Annotated in this window: 17 protein-coding genes and 1 pseudogene; 8 read left to right on the top strand and 10 right to left on the bottom strand. The window is 40.7% G+C overall.

The features are described 5' to 3' along the window. Nucleotides 1-384: 384 nt before the first annotated feature. The 6 genes from V7K53_RS00905 to V7K53_RS00880 form a co-directional block, all read right to left on the bottom strand. Nucleotides 385-1,122 (bottom strand): peptidylprolyl isomerase, encoded by a 738-nt coding sequence (locus V7K53_RS00905; RefSeq protein ID WP_335195825.1) that lies wholly within the window; start codon nt 1,120-1,122, stop codon nt 385-387. Between the two features lie 134 nt (nt 1,123-1,256). Further along, nucleotides 1,257-1,646, bottom strand: a complete 390-nt coding sequence (locus V7K53_RS00900) for a hypothetical protein (RefSeq protein ID WP_335195824.1) — start codon at nt 1,644-1,646, stop codon at nt 1,257-1,259. Nucleotides 1,647-2,187: 541 nt separating this feature from the next. Continuing rightward, nucleotides 2,188-2,811 carry a class I SAM-dependent methyltransferase gene (locus tag V7K53_RS00895; protein ID WP_335195823.1) on the bottom strand — a complete coding sequence of 208 codons (624 nt, stop codon included), beginning with the start codon at nt 2,809-2,811 and terminating at the stop codon, nt 2,188-2,190. Between the two features lie 44 nt (nt 2,812-2,855). Next, nucleotides 2,856-3,206, bottom strand: a complete 351-nt coding sequence (locus V7K53_RS00890) for an anthrone oxygenase family protein (RefSeq protein ID WP_335195822.1) — start codon at nt 3,204-3,206, stop codon at nt 2,856-2,858. 439 nt (nt 3,207-3,645) lie between these two features. Continuing rightward, complete coding sequence (locus tag V7K53_RS00885) at nt 3,646-5,322, bottom strand: alpha-amylase family glycosyl hydrolase (protein ID WP_335195821.1); 1,677 nt, start codon at nt 5,320-5,322, stop codon at nt 3,646-3,648. 155 nt (nt 5,323-5,477) lie between these two features. Further along, the gene (locus V7K53_RS00880; RefSeq protein ID WP_334719626.1) at nt 5,478-5,909 is read right to left on the bottom strand and encodes a nucleoside deaminase; all 432 of its coding nucleotides are present in this window, start codon (nt 5,907-5,909) and stop codon (nt 5,478-5,480) included. A 14-nt stretch (nt 5,910-5,923) separates the two neighbouring features. Between V7K53_RS00880 and V7K53_RS00875 the strand changes: the two genes are divergently transcribed. Then, a complete protein-coding gene (locus tag V7K53_RS00875) occupies nt 5,924-6,847 on the top strand; it encodes a nucleoside hydrolase (protein WP_335195820.1) in 924 nt (307 codons plus the stop codon). Nucleotides 6,848-7,014: 167 nt separating this feature from the next. Here V7K53_RS00875 and V7K53_RS00870 read toward each other — a convergent pair whose 3' ends face one another. The 3 genes from V7K53_RS00870 to V7K53_RS00860 form a co-directional block, all read right to left on the bottom strand. Further along, a complete protein-coding gene (locus tag V7K53_RS00870) occupies nt 7,015-7,383 on the bottom strand; it encodes a DUF1304 domain-containing protein (protein WP_335195819.1) in 369 nt (122 codons plus the stop codon). A gap of 125 nt (nt 7,384-7,508) precedes the next feature. After that, nucleotides 7,509-8,540, bottom strand: coding sequence for a lipase family protein (locus V7K53_RS00865; protein WP_335195818.1), 1,032 nt, complete (start codon nt 8,538-8,540; stop codon nt 7,509-7,511). 328 nt (nt 8,541-8,868) lie between these two features. Beyond that, a complete protein-coding gene (locus V7K53_RS00860; RefSeq protein ID WP_335195817.1) occupies nt 8,869-9,417 on the bottom strand; it encodes an NUDIX hydrolase in 549 nt (182 codons plus the stop codon). 130 nt (nt 9,418-9,547) lie between these two features. Between V7K53_RS00860 and V7K53_RS00855 the strand changes: the two genes are divergently transcribed. The 3 genes and pseudogenes from V7K53_RS00855 to V7K53_RS00845 form a co-directional block, all read left to right on the top strand. Then, nucleotides 9,548-10,600: a dipeptide epimerase gene (locus V7K53_RS00855; RefSeq protein WP_335195816.1), complete on the top strand. Its 1,053-nt coding sequence runs from the start codon at nt 9,548-9,550 to the stop codon at nt 10,598-10,600. After that, nucleotides 10,584-11,630 (top strand): DUF1611 domain-containing protein, encoded by a 1,047-nt coding sequence (locus tag V7K53_RS00850; protein ID WP_335195815.1) that lies wholly within the window; start codon nt 10,584-10,586, stop codon nt 11,628-11,630. The genes V7K53_RS00855 and V7K53_RS00850 overlap by 17 nt, the downstream gene beginning before the upstream one ends. Nucleotides 11,631-11,652: 22 nt before the next feature. Beyond that, nucleotides 11,653-11,772: pseudogene (locus V7K53_RS00845) on the top strand (Uma2 family endonuclease); the annotation flags it as partial. Nucleotides 11,773-11,810: 38 nt separating this feature from the next. Here V7K53_RS00845 and V7K53_RS00840 read toward each other — a convergent pair. Further along, nucleotides 11,811-12,011 carry a hypothetical protein gene (locus V7K53_RS00840; RefSeq protein WP_099101515.1) on the bottom strand — a complete coding sequence of 67 codons (201 nt, stop codon included), beginning with the start codon at nt 12,009-12,011 and terminating at the stop codon, nt 11,811-11,813. A 240-nt stretch (nt 12,012-12,251) separates the two neighbouring features. Here V7K53_RS00840 and mnmE point away from each other — a divergent pair, with 240 nt between their 5' ends. The 4 genes from mnmE to V7K53_RS00820 all read left to right on the top strand — a co-directional run bounded on the left by mnmE (nt 12,252) and on the right by V7K53_RS00820 (nt 15,248). After that, nucleotides 12,252-13,646, top strand: coding sequence for a tRNA uridine-5-carboxymethylaminomethyl(34) synthesis GTPase MnmE (gene mnmE, locus V7K53_RS00835; protein WP_335195814.1), 1,395 nt, complete (start codon nt 12,252-12,254; stop codon nt 13,644-13,646). A gap of 66 nt (nt 13,647-13,712) precedes the next feature. Further along, a complete protein-coding gene (locus V7K53_RS00830) occupies nt 13,713-13,937 on the top strand; it encodes a hypothetical protein (RefSeq protein WP_335195813.1) in 225 nt (74 codons plus the stop codon). 150 nt (nt 13,938-14,087) lie between these two features. Further along, complete coding sequence (locus V7K53_RS00825) at nt 14,088-14,603, top strand: GNAT family N-acetyltransferase (protein WP_335195812.1); 516 nt, start codon at nt 14,088-14,090, stop codon at nt 14,601-14,603. Nucleotides 14,604-14,693: 90 nt separating this feature from the next. After that, nucleotides 14,694-15,248, top strand: coding sequence for a Uma2 family endonuclease (locus tag V7K53_RS00820; RefSeq protein ID WP_335195811.1), 555 nt, complete (start codon nt 14,694-14,696; stop codon nt 15,246-15,248). The last annotated feature ends 186 nt before the right edge of the window (nt 15,249-15,434 follow it).

Raw genomic sequence — 15,434 nt, 5'->3', positions numbered from 1 at the left:
TTAGTGCAATGAATCAATTTAAACCCTGTTATGCTTCTGGATAATTTCACTTAGTTACTACTTGCTCATCCCGGAGAGTGACAGAAGAGGGTTACAGCTATTTTCAGGTAAATAGACCACGCGGTAGGGGCACAGCAATGCTGTGCCCTTACGATAGATGTGGTTCAAATAGATGAAAATTGCTGTAAGCCCCAGCGAGTGGAATTCGCGGCTACACAAACAAAGTCCGCCTGCGCGGACTAAAAAAATTGAGTGTTTGAAACCCACGGAGGTGGGTTTTGTCTGTGTAGATGCGGTTTCTAACCGCCCATTTAACGTTAAGTTGACTAATAAGCAAAAAATTTACAGCTTGAATAAATTTAAAATACTCCCACAATCTATGAGTCAATCCAGGGAGATCCAGCCACCATTTGTCAGTTCAACTAGTTTTTCTTCTAACCAGGCTTCAAAGAGTTCATCTAGCAGCCGTTGGCGCATTGATTCATCTAGTAAAGCTGGGATAAGTATCTCTAGTCTCATAATCACCAGCCATTCTCCTAAACGAGTAGGACGCCATAGTTGACCCGGTTTACTGCCATACAACATTTGCGCTAACTTTGGCGAGATTTTACTGAGTTCGACTGGCCCACACCAACCTCCGCTTTTTGCTTCTGGCCCTTGAGAAAATTGTCGAGCTAGTTCAGTAAAGGACTGCTCTCCTCCCTGAAGTCGGAAATAAAGCTCGTCAGCAAGTCCTTCATCCTTCGTCCTAATTAAAGAATAAATTACTTTGTTGAGTGAAGACTTACGTTTCAGGAAATGACTTTCAATTTTCGGCTCCCAGTTAGCCTGTTTAAACTTCTCAATTCTTAGTTCTCGAATAGCTATAGTTTCTAGTTGCTCTGGAGTCATTTCATAGAGTTCTAGCCATTGCTGACGTTTTAACTCGGAAGTCAGCTGCCATTTCTGATAAAATTGCTCACAAGCACTGGTTTTTTCTTCAAGCGTACAGGTAAAGGAAGCGATCGCCTGATCGGTGATAATCTCACGTAAAAATTGGGGAAACAGCTGATAGCTCGCCAACAAGCTAACAACTTTTTCCATCGGAATTTTTTGATTTTTAACTTGCAAAATCTGAGCCATATCTGAGAAAGGCAACGGATTTATTCATACTTTTGATATGTTTTGTAAGCAGAAAACAAGACTCTACTTGCAAAACTCATCTATGCTTTAAAAGATAATTTTCAGCTACATGCACACAAGTAACTTTTATTTATCTATACAACCGAAAATCCTAGTGAATACTGGCCGCCATTTCCAGAAAACGCGAATTCAAAGTAGCCAGGGGTTCCATCAAAGAAAATTCCGCCGTCTTTGATTGTACCTGGATCGCTACCGAAAGTTTGGCGTATGGATTTAAATTTGTCATCGCCAGAAGAGCCAGGATCGTCTTCCCATAATGTAAAAAACAGAGGATCTGCTTTGGTCGCCGGATCGTTTTCGAGTAGTTTGTCTGGAAATAGGAATTCACCAGCATCAAAACTATTACTCACTGTATTTTTCTTAGAACTATTCTCAACTAAGTAATAGATTTCATCATTATTATCACCACCACGTGGATCTTGCTCTTTGATACATTCTATGTAGGATAAGTAGACTTTAGCCATGATGCTTATTCTCCTTCAACATTTTTCAGATGATATTTTACGCTTGAGCTTTGGCTAGTTTGCAGTGTGCAACCCAAAAGCTCTACAGTAATTGAGATAGGGCAAAATGCAGTCAATCACAAGGCTTAATTATTATTGAAAAGATATCACGCTGATCAATACAATTGCTGGTTTCAGACATAAAATTTCATATTGTATTATGCAAATATCTCCAATCTGTAAAGTTTGCAATCCCCCTATAGTTGTAGATAATTGCTAGGGAATTTTTAGAGAAGGAATATGCAGTTTTTGGCACTCAGTGAGGAGTATAAATTTATTCATCCTCACAGTTATTTGTCAACTAGCTTAATTCGCGTATATTTTAAGACTTGGGCGAATAGCAGTAATAAAACTTTTTAGCTATATGGGGTCAGAATTTAAACTTTTAATCAATAAGTAGTGAGTGAACAGATATAGTGTATACTTCCGCAGACATAGTTGCCGGATAAGATTTGCAAGTATCCCTGTAACTGTTTTAAATTCCAATGCTCCAAAATTTTATTCACTTTTTTAACAAGATTGATACAAGCCTTGGTGGTTTATTTTGGTCTTCTTCATGCCACCATTCTTTGAAGTCTTCAAGTAAGAAGCCATGAACCTTTGCTGCGTGAAAAAAGTCTGATAAATGATGTACAAATGCCGGAATTTCAATGGAATTTTGCTGTCTTTGAAAATTAGCTTTTGTTCCTTGATATTGCTTGAATGGATGAAGCTCGCAGATGAAAAAGTATCCTCCTTTAACTAATACACGAGATGCTTCTGAAAATATCAAGCTGAGGTCTTCGATGTGTTCTAAAACAAGATTACAAGTGACTAAATCAGCAGACTCATTATGACAAGTCCATTGCTTGGTAATATCTTCGGTAATAAACATCACATTAGCAGACCTCACTTTCTCTTTCGCCTTTTCAATCATCTGTGCTGAAAAATCGATCGCACAAACTTTCAGAGCAATTTGTGAAAGCAAAAGTGTATTTTTACCAGTGCCACAGCCAATTTCCACGACTGATTTACACCTCAAACCCATCAAGGTTTCTCTGGTGACGGTTTGATCGAGATCGCGCGTCAGATTTTCGTCAGCATCGTATGTGGCTGACCAATTATCGTATGCTGCTTGAATACTCATATAGCTTCATTTTACCGAGCAAGTATTATACCTATTCATCATTCCTATTTCACCGTGCGATCGCACAGTCCGAGTATAAGTGCTGCCGCAAGTGCCGCTATTGTCCGAACGTGGTTCCAGAACGTCCAGTTGGTAAGATATCTAGCCCATAGGTTCGCGCCTTCAGTGCTATCCGGTTTGGCGATCGCTAACGCATCATTTAGCGGCACATTAAACGCGATCGTCACTAGAACAGTGCCAATAAGATAGAGCAAGCTACCAATAAGCAAGTAGGCAGCGCCAGGTTGATGCCACTTTAACACCGATGAAACCGCTAGAAATATGCAAGCCATAGCCGTTCCGAAAAGTGCCAACATGAACAACGGATTGATCGCGGTGATATTGATGGATTGCATAGCGATAATGCCCTCCTTTGGCTGGAGTCGTGCAAGGGCATTCATCACGAAAGTGGAGAAGGCAAAGAAGACGCCAGCCACCAGCCCGCAACCTAGTGCTGTTAAAAGCGTCAAAGGGAAGCGTAAATTGTCAACAATTATCATAAAGCCTCCTGTTAATTACTACCCAACGCCTTATTTGCAGATAGTGTTATGTCACAATACCCTTGGGTTAAGGGTTATTAGTGTAGATGATTGGTCTTTCAAGACGCGATAAATCGCGTCTCTACAATCTGGGTTTTGAGCTTATCCGATCGGACATGATATTATTTTATTTGCTGTTGATCCCACTTCTACTCTTATTACTGGGTTGCGACGCAAGCAGTTTGTTTGACGAGCGATCGCACTGCTTGCGACAATCTATTTACAACCTTTTTACATTAACGATCTACAGACTACATTACTGTGAATTTGAAACCAATATTTTAGCTGTATAGCTTGGTAAGTCAGTAACTAAACCATCCTCTCCAGGTTTCACTTCTTGATTGCTAACCCAATCTCGCCAATACTCAGCAGTTGGGAAGTCTGAAATTTTATATTGATTTAGATTTTGGTCGGAAAAATTTACCACGACGACAACATGAGAATTCTGCTCATGCCAACGAGTGTAAGCCAGCACTTTATCAGCTGCATTTTCGTAGAAAAACTGAATATTGTCACTTTGCAAAGCTAGATTTTGCTGGCGTAGGGCAATCAACTTTTGATAATACTCAAATAAATTATGATTCTGGCTGTTTGACAATAAAGACCAATTAATCTTTCGCGGCTTAGTCACATCTTCGCTTTTTTGCTGATATTCGCCAAACTCTTCTCCCATCCACAGCATCGGTATACCCATCGCTGTCATTAACACAGCAGCAGCTAACTTGGCTCGTTCAAATGCGGCTGCGTCAAAGATGCCGCAATTGCCTAATTCTCGTAATACACGTTCGCGATCGTGGGTTGCCAAATAATTAATTACATTGGTTGCGATCGCATAACCCTGCTGTTTGGGATCTAAAATTTGCTTGAGTTGTTCTAATTCAAATGATTTACCACAAATATACGGAATTATAAAGTAGCGAAAACTCTCATGCCAACAAGCATCTAATGGGCCATCTGGCTTGACTACAGTCTTTGTATCGGGAATGTGTTCAGCAATGTTGTAAAACTGTTTGGGCGCAGCATGGTTTTTCGCTTCCTTAGTCAGCCAGTTGAGAAATTCAAAGTTAGCCAATTGCCGCACTGCATCAAAGCGAATTCCATCAATGTGATACTCCTGAATCCAAAACTTTACCACATCGCCGATATATTCCCATGCAGGTTTAATATTTAAGTTTTTGTCGTAATTATCATAGTTAAACTCTGGCCCCCAGTAATTATCTGGGTCTTCAGGATAATGTTTGTGTTCGTAATACCAGTAATTTCGGTCAATAAGTATTAAAGGGCATTCTTCATCTGTATGGTTATAAATTCCATCCATAAAGACGCAAATGCCTCTACCATGACACTCGTCAATCAACCGCTTTAAATCTTCTGTTGAACCGTAACTAGATTCTGTAGCAAAGAAGTGGCGAACTTTATAGCCCCAGTTATAATCACCAGGGTACTCATTAACTGGCATTAATTCAATTGCATTAATTCCCAATTTGCAAAGATAATCTAACTTAGCAATTATCCCTAAATATTTGTCTTGTTCGTTAGAGTTAACTTCATCACCAGTAAAATCGGCGACGTGCATTTCATATATTACTAATTCCCGATTGTCTGGCAACGTTATTTCATCGTGTTGCCAAAGGTAAGTATCAACAATGCGTTGACCATCTTGAATGCGTACTATGCTGTATTTTTCTGTTTCATTAACATTTGTTGCTTTGGGATCAATGACATCTATCCATTCATTAAGTGCAAAATTTGGGCTTTTGGTTTGAATGCGAAATTTATATTGATAAATGCCATCTTCCAGTTTAATTTTAGTGCGAAAATAACCATCTTCACTTTTTGACATGGGAATTTCTTTCCAATCTGAAAAAGACCCAATTAAAGATGCTCCTTTGTTACGAGGAGCAAATAATGTAAATTCAGTTAGATTTGACATTTTCACACGTTTAAATTTTAGCTAGTTCTAGTCACTAAAATTATTGTGTAATATAAAAGAGTTTGCAGCTTCTTTCTTAAGTATTATCAATATTTTCCTAATGTGCTGGACTTCAACCAGATATTGCGATCGCTATGATTATAGGGATGCAATGACTATTTACCGATATCTTCATTCCAAAGTTCGGGGTTAGTTTCAATAAACTCACTCATCATTTGTTCGCATTCATCAAGATTAAGATCGATAACGTCCACACCGTGAGATACCATAAATTCTTTAGCACCAGGAAAAGTTCTAGATTCTCCAGCGATGACTTTTTTAATGCCAAATTGTACCACTGCTCCAGCGCAAAGGTAACATGGCATTAAAGTTGAATAGAGTGTTGTTCCTCTATAACTACCAACTCTCCCAGCATTGCGGAGACAATCGATTTCGGCGTGGGTAACAGGATCGCCGTCTTGCACGCGTTTATTGTGTCCTCTGCCGAGAACTTTGCCATCCTTGACGAGAACCGAACCAATAGGAATTCCACCTTCTTGTCTGCCTTGTTTTGCTTCCTGAATTGCAGCTTCCATAAACTCATCCATGTAATTCTCCTTTTATGACAAAACAACTAGTATTAATGGATCACGATGGCGGTGTAGATGATTATCTGGCAACTATGCTGCTGTTGACGATGGATCGTATTGAACTCCTTGGTGTTGTCGTCACTCCAGCAGATTGTTACGTTCAACCAGCTGTTAGCGCCACACGTAAAATTATAGATTTGATGGGATTTTCTCATATCCCGGTAGCAGAAAGTACGGTGCGCGGGATCAATCCATTTCCTACTCTCTATCGCCGTGATTCGTTTATCGTTGACCATCTCCCCATTCTCAATCAAAGGGAAACCATCACTACGCCTCTGGTTGCTGAAACAGGTCAAGATTTCATGATTAAGGTGTTGCGCGAGGCATCAGACCCCGTAACATTGATGGTAACTGGCCCGTTGACGACAGTAGCCGTAGCTTTAGACAAAGCACCAGAAATTGAAGCAAAGATTCACAAAATTGTGTGGATGGGGGGTGCATTGAATGTTCCTGGCAATGTGGAAAAAAGTCTGGAACCTGGACAAGATGGTTCCGCCGAATGGAATGTTTATTGGGATGCGGTTTCAGCAGCGCGGGTATGGCAAACCCAAATTGAAATTATTATGTGTCCTTTAGATTTAACAAACAACGTCCCAGTTACATCGGAGTTAGTATACAAAATGGGACAACAACGGCACTATCCCATCTCTGATTTAGCCGGACAATGTTATGCACTAGTTATCCCCCAAGATTATTATTTTTGGGATGTCTTGGCAACAGCTTATTTGGGACATCCAGAATTTTATCAATTGCGCAAATGGGAAACAGAAATTATCACCACTGGTCTGAGTCAAGGGCGGACTAAAGTAGTTACTGGTGGTCGGAAAATTTATGCGATGGATAAGGTAGATAAAGAGGCTTTTTATGATTATATTTTGCGACAATGGGCAAGATGAAAAACTAGAAATTTACATTGTAAAGAATAATGCGGCTGCCTGCAATTATAAGTCCTCGCTCCGTGCTAATGATAGTAGCTTATTCATTAGATGCTAAATTCATAACTGTAGCCTATTGAAAATTAACTTCATTTTGTTAGGCGTTGCTTACCCACTCTAACGATGCTTTACAGTTTAAATTGAGAATGTGCTTGCCAAACAAGAATGAGAGCAATCGTTGCTGGAAGTGTTTGAAGTACGAGCGTTGTAGGCTTTAACGTGACTGCACCATAAAGGCCAGCAACGATAACACAAACTAAGAAAAATAGCCGAATCGATCTGTTTTGGTTAAAAGCCCCCCAGAGTAAACCAGCCGCCATAAATGCATTGTATAGTCCTGCATTATTGACAATTGGAGCGACTTGATGCGCGATATCAGGGGTAAATCCAAGTCTTTCATAGATAAAGGGGGTTTCCCAGAAAAACATCTCTACCATCGCAATGGCGACATGAATAACACCAACAATTGCAACAGCAATGGTAGTAACAGTTTTCATAATGCTCCTGATTAAACAAATCAATCTATTTTAGAACCAGAGCCTTAAAGTAGTACAAGATTTCAATCACTAACCAGTGACCTTATCTTTAATCTTCTCGACAGCTTCGCTAACCACGTTCGCAGTTATAGAGTGGTTTGTGAGATTCCAAGCATGTATACCTCGTCTAGGTTATGATGTTTCTCCAAGGCAGCTTCATGAATAGTGAAGTAAATGGGTGTGCCAGTATGTACATAGTCTGGCATTCTTCTTTTATTTCTGTCATACATTGCTTTGAAGAAGCCGAAAATTGGATTCGGATTTTTGTCCACTCCAGCTACTCCGCCAATTCCAAGCTCTGCTGTCAGTTTTTCTTCTTCTGATCTTGTATCCAATGGTGCTGGCTTTAAAACGTTTCCTGTTGGAAATGGCAGCATAGTGACAATATCTTCCGTGTTGGCAATCCGCCAGTGCCGAACACCCAATTTCTCAAAACTCATTGCAAAATTTCTGTCTCCGCAGCGAGGGCTAGCAAAGGTGTACAGTTCAATGTTGTTAGGATTTGTAAAATGAGTGTTTTTAAGAATATCGGGAATTGCTAATGTTGCCAGTGCGCCACCTAAACTATGTCCTGTGACAAAGACTTTAGCATTCGGCGACTTTTGACTAATTTGATTAAGTGCATTAATGAGTTTCTCCCGTAGACTTACATAGATGCCTCTAAAACCTGCTGTTACAAACCCAAAATCATCAGTATTAGGGATGATAAGTGAACTTTGATTTTTCTGCACAACCCCATTTGCAATAATATCTACTTTATTACCAGCTTTATCCGTACTATCCTTCAAGGAAACAAGCTGAATATTCGCATCTTTGAACCATTCAACAAAGCCTCTGGTGCCACGAAAGATGACATATACATTGCCATTCTTAGCTTCAGAAGCAACATATCCAAAGGGAACGCCCTTTTCCGCAAATTCAATATCTAGCTGGTATAGTTCCTTAAGCTTAAAATCCTGTAATTGTTGATTCGGTGATTTCTTTTTAAGCTCAAACAAATCAAACTGCTCATACGCTTGCTGAGTTAACTCTGCCAGCTTTCGAGCCATTTCACCATCAAAACCTATAGGGTAGGTATGGGTATTCAATTGAGAAATAATTACTCTGTCTATGGGCATAACTTCTACTTAGATATTAAGAACGGCTGGTTTGATAGGTTTTCTCGATTTAAAACCTTCAGTCTATTGAGCCTAAGCATACTCAACTCTTATACAACTAATTACCGTATATTTATCCAATTTTTTGCAGATATATAAAGTTTTCAGTGTATCCTTCGCTGATATCCATAATTTTTCTGAATAACAACCGTATCCGGACATTATACGGAAACTTTCTGAATGTCATTCTCTAGTAAAATGCCCAAAAAAGTTGCTGTCAAAGGTTCAGAATATAATTCGCCTCAAGCATTTTTCTTAAAGAACAGGAAAAAGCTACATTGATTATTAATTAAGTAATAAAATTTAAACCTAAGAAGAGAGCCGCAATAGTTCCCGCCACAGAAATTTCGCCTTGGGCAATTTTATTTAAAATTGATTCTACAGGAATTAATATCACTTCAATTTCTTCTGTAATATCTAGTTGTTGCTCTCCAACTTTTCTGACATTTTCTGCTAAAAATAAATGTATTTGATTAGTATCTTTGCTTGGCTTATCGTATAGGGTTCCGATTTTTCTAAATTCTTGGGGAATATAACCAGTCTCTTCTCTCAGTTCTCTAATTGCAGCTACTTCGGCACTCTCTTTTGTGGAATCGAAATTCCCTGCCGGTAGTTCCAAGAAAAATTCACCTACGGCGTGTCTATATTGCCGGACAAAAATAATTTCTCTATTACTGGTGATAGGTAAAATCATTGCAACGTCAGGCTTAATACTGACAAAATAATCATCTACAATTTTACCATTTGGTAATTCTATTTCATCTTGCCTCACCTGACACCAAGGATTATCTAAAACCATTTTTGATTTTAAAATCTTCCATTTCTTTAAGTTATTCATAAAATAAGTAAAAATAAAATGTATGTATAAAAACTTTGTAATTAATGTAAAAAAGTATAACAGATACATCCGATAATCTAAATTTTGAACTTACACTGACTTTGGCAATATCATAATATGCATAATAAATATGCAAATAAATGTAAACTTATTTACTGTAAATAAGAGATTTCCGTTGACCATTAGTCGAGGTACAACGGCACAGACAACTAATGTATGGGTGAGAATTTCAGAAGATGGGATCGAAGGCTGGGGGGAAGCATCGCCATTTGGTGTAGGTAATCATCGGCAATCAACTGATGCAATCAAAGATGCCTTACAGCAAGTTGTACCGCTGTTGCAAGCATTCAACCCCTTACAGCGGCAGGAAATTGAGCAAGTTTTAACACAAAACCAAATTCCTTCTGCTGCAAGAGCTGCCTTAGATATGGCGATGCACGACTGGTTGGGTAAACGCGTAGGTTTACCTTTGTGGCAACTTTGGGGACTCGATCGCAATCAAATAGTCCCGACTTCAGTCACAATTGGAATTAATTCGCCGGAAGCGGCTAGGGCAAGAGCGCGAGACTGGTTACAATTTACTGATGTCCGCCTTTTCAAGGTGAAGCTAGGTAGCCCAGATGGCATAGATGCAGATCGAAAAATGCTCTTAGCGGTGCGAGAAGAAGCGCCTGAACTAGAATTTTTCGTTGATGCCAACGGTGGTTGGAGTTTAGAAGATGCGATCGCTATGTGCAATTGGCTGGCTGATTTAGGTATAAAGTATGTAGAACAGCCATTGCCACGGGGAGAAGAAAAAAGTTTAGCAAAACTCAAACAACACTCTCCCCTCCCCATCTTTGTCGATGAAAGTTGTTTCACCAGCGCCGATATTCCCGATTTGGCAAATTACGTGGATGGCATTAATATCAAACTAATGAAATCAGGGGGGCTAACAGAGGCAATGCGAATGGTACATACAGCACGAGCATATCGGTTGCAAGTAATGTTCGGTTGCTATTCTGACAGTTCGCTAGCTAATACAGCAGCATTACAGCTAGCACCACTAGCTGATTATTTAGATTTAGACAGTCACCTGAACTTAATTGATGACCCTTTTACGGGTGCATTGCTAAAAGCAGGAAAAGTTTTGCCAAACGATTTACCTGGTTTGGGAGTACAACATAGTGCGTCTACCACTTAATCAACGAGTAGCTATCTTGCTTCATGAAGGGACTATTGGGACTCACGGCAAAACAGGGCTAGCAATTTTACGTTACAGTGAAGCCCCAATCGTAGCCGTAATCGATCGCGAGTGTGCTGGTAAATCCCTACCAGAATTAACAGGTCTCAAGCGTGATGTGCCGATTGTGACATCTGTAGCCGCAGCCCTAGAGTACAAACCAGAAGTTTTAGTAATTGGTATTGCTCCAGGAGGTGGTGCTGTACCAGATGATTACTGGCTAGAAATCAAAGACGCTTTAGAAGCGGGAATGTCTTTGGTGAATGGTTTACATACACCAATGGCAAGTATCCCAGAATTAAATGCACTGCTCAAACCAGGGCAACTAATTTGGGATGTGCGAAAAGAACCATCTAATATCAGCGTTGCTAGTGGAATGGCACGTACTCTTCCGTGCCGGCGGGTGCTGACAGTGGGAACCGACATGGCGATCGGTAAAATGTCAACTAGTCTAGAGTTACATTGGGCATCAAAACTGCGGGGCTGGCGTTCTAAATTCCTCGCCACGGGGCAAACTGGGGTGATGTTGGAAGGAGACGGCGTGGCTTTAGATGCCGTGCGGGTAGACTTTGCCGCCGGTGCTGTGGAACAGATTGTTATGCGCTATGGGAAAAACTACGACATCTTGCACATTGAAGGACAAGGTTCGCTGCTACATCCTGGTTCAACGGCAACTCTACCCCTAATCCGTGGTTCGCAACCAACCCAACTAGTTTTGGTACATCGGGCAGGACAAGTTCATGTACGCAATCATCCCCATGTAATCATTCCACCTTTACCAGAGGTGATTCGGCTTTATGAAACTGTTGCTAATGCTGGTGGTGCTTTTGGAAGCGTTTCTGTAGTGGGTATAGCGCTGAACACAGCCCATTTAGATGAATCTGCGGCTCAGGAAAGCATCGCTCAGACAATAGCAGAAACGGGGCTACCTTGCACCGATGTAGTCCGCTTTGATGCCAATGTACTTTTGGATGCGGTGATGAATAATTAGTTGCTGTAGAATGCTTTAACCCTACACTTCTGAGAGAAAACTGGTTCCGACACCGGAAGAAGTGGCACAACACGAGAAGGAACACAGCGATCGCTTGGCAGCAAAACTGCGAGAATTAAATATAGATCCAGATACCATTTAACTTGCCCGCTGTCTTGCTTGTGCCTGTTGGCTCAAATCCTATGGATCTTCAGGAAAAACCCATTTTGGCGGTTCTGCCATTTTTTTCCGCAGACGTTCTTGTGCCAACTCCAGCATTTTGTCTAAGGGAGTCTCTTCAATAAATTTTGCGGCTGACTCTCTAAACTCGATATTGGGGCATTTATCCCCTAAAACACACCCGTTAACACAGGCTACAGCGCAGTTAATCTTTTGCTCCACAGTACATTCCTCTCTCTAAAAGTTATGAGTTGTAAGTTGTGAGTCATGATTTTCATCTCTAACTCTTCACTCTTAACTCTTTACTATCAGGCATGACCTATAGATAAATTTTACCTTGCCGATTGGTATCTCATTAGTCTAAATACTCACCATTTAGAAAGTTATAAGTTCTGAGTTAGGAGTTATGAGTTATGATTTTTACTCCTAACTCCTAACTCCTCACTTTTATAAAGGGCGCTCATGTCAGAACTGTTTGCTACTACTGGAACTATAGCCGCGATCGCCACTGCTGTTGTCCCCCAACAGGGTAGTGTTGGGATTGTGCGGGTGTCCGGTTCTCAAGCAATGACAATTGCCCAAAGTCTCTTTCATGCACCAGGGCGACAAGTTTGGGAAAGTCATCGGATTCTCTACGGTTACATTCGCCATCCCCAGACGCAACAACTGGTAGATGAAGCCCTGTTGCTGATTATGAAAGCACCCCGTTCTTACACCCGTGAAGATGTTGTAGAATTCCATTGTCACGGGGGAATTATGGCAGTGCAGCAAGTGTTGCAACTGTGTTTAGAAAATGGGGCTAGACTAGCGCAACCGGGAGAATTTACTCTCCGCGCCTTTTTGAGTGGACGGTTGGATTTAACTCAAGCCGAAGGTATTGCTGATTTAGTGGGAGCTAATTCGCCCCAAGCGGCTCAAAGTGCTTTAGCTGGTTTACAAGGAAAATTAGCTCATCCGATTCGGCAGTTACGCGCTAACTGTTTGGATATCTTGGCAGAAATTGAAGCTCGGATTGATTTTGAGGAAGACCTTCCTCCGCTGGATGATAAAGCGATCGTATCAGAAATCGATAAAATTGCCGCAGAAATAACTAGGTTATTGGAAACCAAAGATCGAGGTGAGTTGCTACGTACTGGTTTAAAAGTGGCAATTGTCGGGCGTCCAAATGTGGGTAAGTCGAGCTTATTGAATGCTTGGAGTCGGAGCGATCGCGCCATTGTGACTGATTTACCTGGTACAACCCGCGATGTTGTCGAATCTCAGTTAGTAGTCGGGGGAATTCCCGTACAAGTGCTAGATACTGCGGGGATTCGGGAAACAACAGACCAAGTGGAAAAAATTGGCGTCGAGCGATCGCGTCGTGCTGCCAATGCAGCTGATTTAGTCTTGCTTACCATCGATGCTTCCGCAGGTTGGACAGAAGGCGATGAAGAAATTTATGAAAAGGTACAACACCGTCCGCTGATTATAGTGATTAACAAAATCGATTTAGTGGAAGAAAGTGATAGGAAAAATTTTCAATCCAAAATCCCAAATGTAAAATCTAAAATTGTCACAGCCGCAGCCCAAAATCAAGGTATTGATGCTTTAGAAACAGCAATTTTAGAAATAGTTCAATCTGGAAAAGTGCAAGCTGCTGATATGGATTTAGCCATTAACCAAAGGCAGGCAGCAGCCTTAACTCAAGCTAAAATATCTTTAGAACAAGTGCAAGCAACAATTGTTCAAAAGTTACCTCTTGATTTTTGGACAATTGACTTACGAGGTGCGATTCAAGCTTTAGGAGAAATTACTGGAGAGGAAGTAACAGAATCAGTTTTAGAGAGGATTTTTAGTAAGTTCTGTATTGGTAAATAACCTAGAGAAGTATCAATTAAAAAAACCTTGTAATATTTATGTATAATTATTAATTATTATAATATAATGCTTGATACAATTCCAGTTCAAGTTCTTGGTTGTCTTAGACCAGGCATAATCACAGTTATAGCCTTTCCCGGTGCAGGAATGTTAGATGGTGGGTTACTAATGGAGTTACCAACCGAAATAATTCCGGTAGAGCTACGAATGCCAAATAGTGAATTTATAGTAGTTTGCAATAGACAAAGTGGAGAGTTTACACAGGTGTTACCAAAAGACTTATCCAAATAACATTATGTCTTTTATAGGAATCATATTTGATTTCTGAAAATATCTCAGTAGTCTTGTAGGGTGTGTTATGCCGTAGGCTAACGCACCACCCGAAGATTCTAGTGCCTTACGGCTTCCGTAACGCACCCTATATATACTATTGATAACTAAATGTACATCTCAATTCGTCAAGCAACCATACAAGATACGGCGATCGTTTCGGATATGCTATTAGAAGCAGCTTTGTGGCTCCAGCAGAGTGGTAGAACTCTGTGGCATGAGAGTGAGGTTTCGCCAGAAAATATCTCTAAAGATGTTGCTAACGGCTTGTTTTTTATTGCTGATTGGGCAGGTGAACCAGCTGGTACAATCAAGTTTCAACTAGAAGATTTACTGTTCTGGCCCGACATTTCTCAGGAAGAGTCAGCATTTGTACATCGCCTTGCAGTTCGACGGCATTACTCTGGCGGTAAAGTCTCTTCAGCACTTCTAGCTTGGGCTGTTCAACAAGCACAAACACTTGGTAGACATTATTTACGTCTAGATTGCGATGCTTCACGCCCACACCTTAGAGCAGTATATGAACGTTTTGGTTTCCGTCATCACAGCGACAAACAAGTTGGTGTTTATTTTGTCTCTCGCTACGAATATGAAATACCTTCAATGTGTAAAGTGCATAAGTCCTAACAACAATGTCTGATCGGCTAGCCAGTACTTCATTTTAAAATCAAAGTAAACTTCTTGTCTAATTGGTAGAAAAAAGGCTAAATAAGGATTATGACCGTAACTACCTATAAATGGACAATTCAACGTTATCACAGAGCAATAGAGGCAGGCATCTTTGACGACCAGCCCATTGAACTATTGCGCGGCGACCTAATTGTTATGCCCCCAGAACGAGAACCTCACGCCTACTACAACACAGAAGCAGCTGATTATCTTCGCACACTGCTCGGTGAACGGGTAAAAATCCGCGATGCCAAACCCGTTACCTTGCCCAACGATTCAGAACCGGCTCCCGATGTTGCGATTGTCAAACCATTAGGTGAGGTCTACCTAGAACACCATCCTTATCCAGAAGATATCTTCTGGCTTATTGAATTTTCCAAAGCCACCCTGAGCAAAGATTTAGGTGACAAAAAAGACATCTACGCTGAGGCTGGTATTGTTGAATACTGGGTTGTCAACCTGAAGACTCCGCAGTTAAAGGTATTTCGTGACCTAAAAAATGGAGAATACAAAATTGAACTGACACTAACTACAGGTACTATTTCACCCCTAGCCTTTCCTGATGTATCCGTCCGAGTTGAGTGCCTTATAAGTAAGACGTAGTAAAGCTTATAGGATTCCTATTTGATTTTTGAATAAAACTCAGTACATCTTTATTTTTTCTTCCCTGTTCCCTTTCTCTACGAGTGATTCAGGAATAAAAGACGCTCGATAGCGCAGCGTTAGCGACGCAGGAGCGTCTGACTCGCTACCGCTTCGCTATCGGATTGCTATATTTTGTTTATCGCT

The sequence above is a fragment of the Nostoc sp. genome, assembly GCF_036917355.1.
In the GTDB taxonomy this organism is placed as follows: Bacteria; Cyanobacteriota; Cyanobacteriia; order Cyanobacteriales; family Nostocaceae; genus Nostoc.
This window is presented reverse-complemented; position numbering and strand designations above follow the sequence as displayed.

What these genes read in the sequence shown, in the direction of transcription:
- V7K53_RS00905 (WP_335195825.1), bottom strand. Translation starts at nt 1,122, where the DNA reads ATGGCTCAGATTTTGCAAGTTAAAAATCAAAAAATTCCGATGGAAAAA.
- V7K53_RS00900 (WP_335195824.1), bottom strand. Translation starts at nt 1,646, where the DNA reads ATGGCTAAAGTCTACTTATCCTACATAGAATGTATCAAAGAGCAAGAT.
- V7K53_RS00895 (WP_335195823.1), bottom strand. Translation starts at nt 2,811, where the DNA reads ATGAGTATTCAAGCAGCATACGATAATTGGTCAGCCACATACGATGCT.
- V7K53_RS00890 (WP_335195822.1), bottom strand. Translation starts at nt 3,206, where the DNA reads ATGCAATCCATCAATATCACCGCGATCAATCCGTTGTTCATGTTGGCA.
- V7K53_RS00885 (WP_335195821.1), bottom strand. Translation starts at nt 5,322, where the DNA reads ATGTCAAATCTAACTGAATTTACATTATTTGCTCCTCGTAACAAAGGA.
- V7K53_RS00880 (WP_334719626.1), bottom strand. Translation starts at nt 5,909, where the DNA reads ATGGATGAGTTTATGGAAGCTGCAATTCAGGAAGCAAAACAAGGCAGA.
- V7K53_RS00875 (WP_335195820.1), top strand. Translation starts at nt 5,924, where the DNA reads ATGACAAAACAACTAGTATTAATGGATCACGATGGCGGTGTAGATGAT.
- V7K53_RS00870 (WP_335195819.1), bottom strand. Translation starts at nt 7,383, where the DNA reads ATGAAAACTGTTACTACCATTGCTGTTGCAATTGTTGGTGTTATTCAT.
- V7K53_RS00865 (WP_335195818.1), bottom strand. Translation starts at nt 8,540, where the DNA reads ATGCCCATAGACAGAGTAATTATTTCTCAATTGAATACCCATACCTAC.
- V7K53_RS00860 (WP_335195817.1), bottom strand. Translation starts at nt 9,417, where the DNA reads ATGAATAACTTAAAGAAATGGAAGATTTTAAAATCAAAAATGGTTTTA.
- V7K53_RS00855 (WP_335195816.1), top strand. Translation starts at nt 9,548, where the DNA reads ATGCAAATAAATGTAAACTTATTTACTGTAAATAAGAGATTTCCGTTG.
- mnmE (WP_335195814.1), top strand. Translation starts at nt 12,252, where the DNA reads ATGTCAGAACTGTTTGCTACTACTGGAACTATAGCCGCGATCGCCACT.
- V7K53_RS00830 (WP_335195813.1), top strand. Translation starts at nt 13,713, where the DNA reads ATGCTTGATACAATTCCAGTTCAAGTTCTTGGTTGTCTTAGACCAGGC.
- V7K53_RS00825 (WP_335195812.1), top strand. Translation starts at nt 14,088, where the DNA reads ATGTACATCTCAATTCGTCAAGCAACCATACAAGATACGGCGATCGTT.
- V7K53_RS00820 (WP_335195811.1), top strand. Translation starts at nt 14,694, where the DNA reads ATGACCGTAACTACCTATAAATGGACAATTCAACGTTATCACAGAGCA.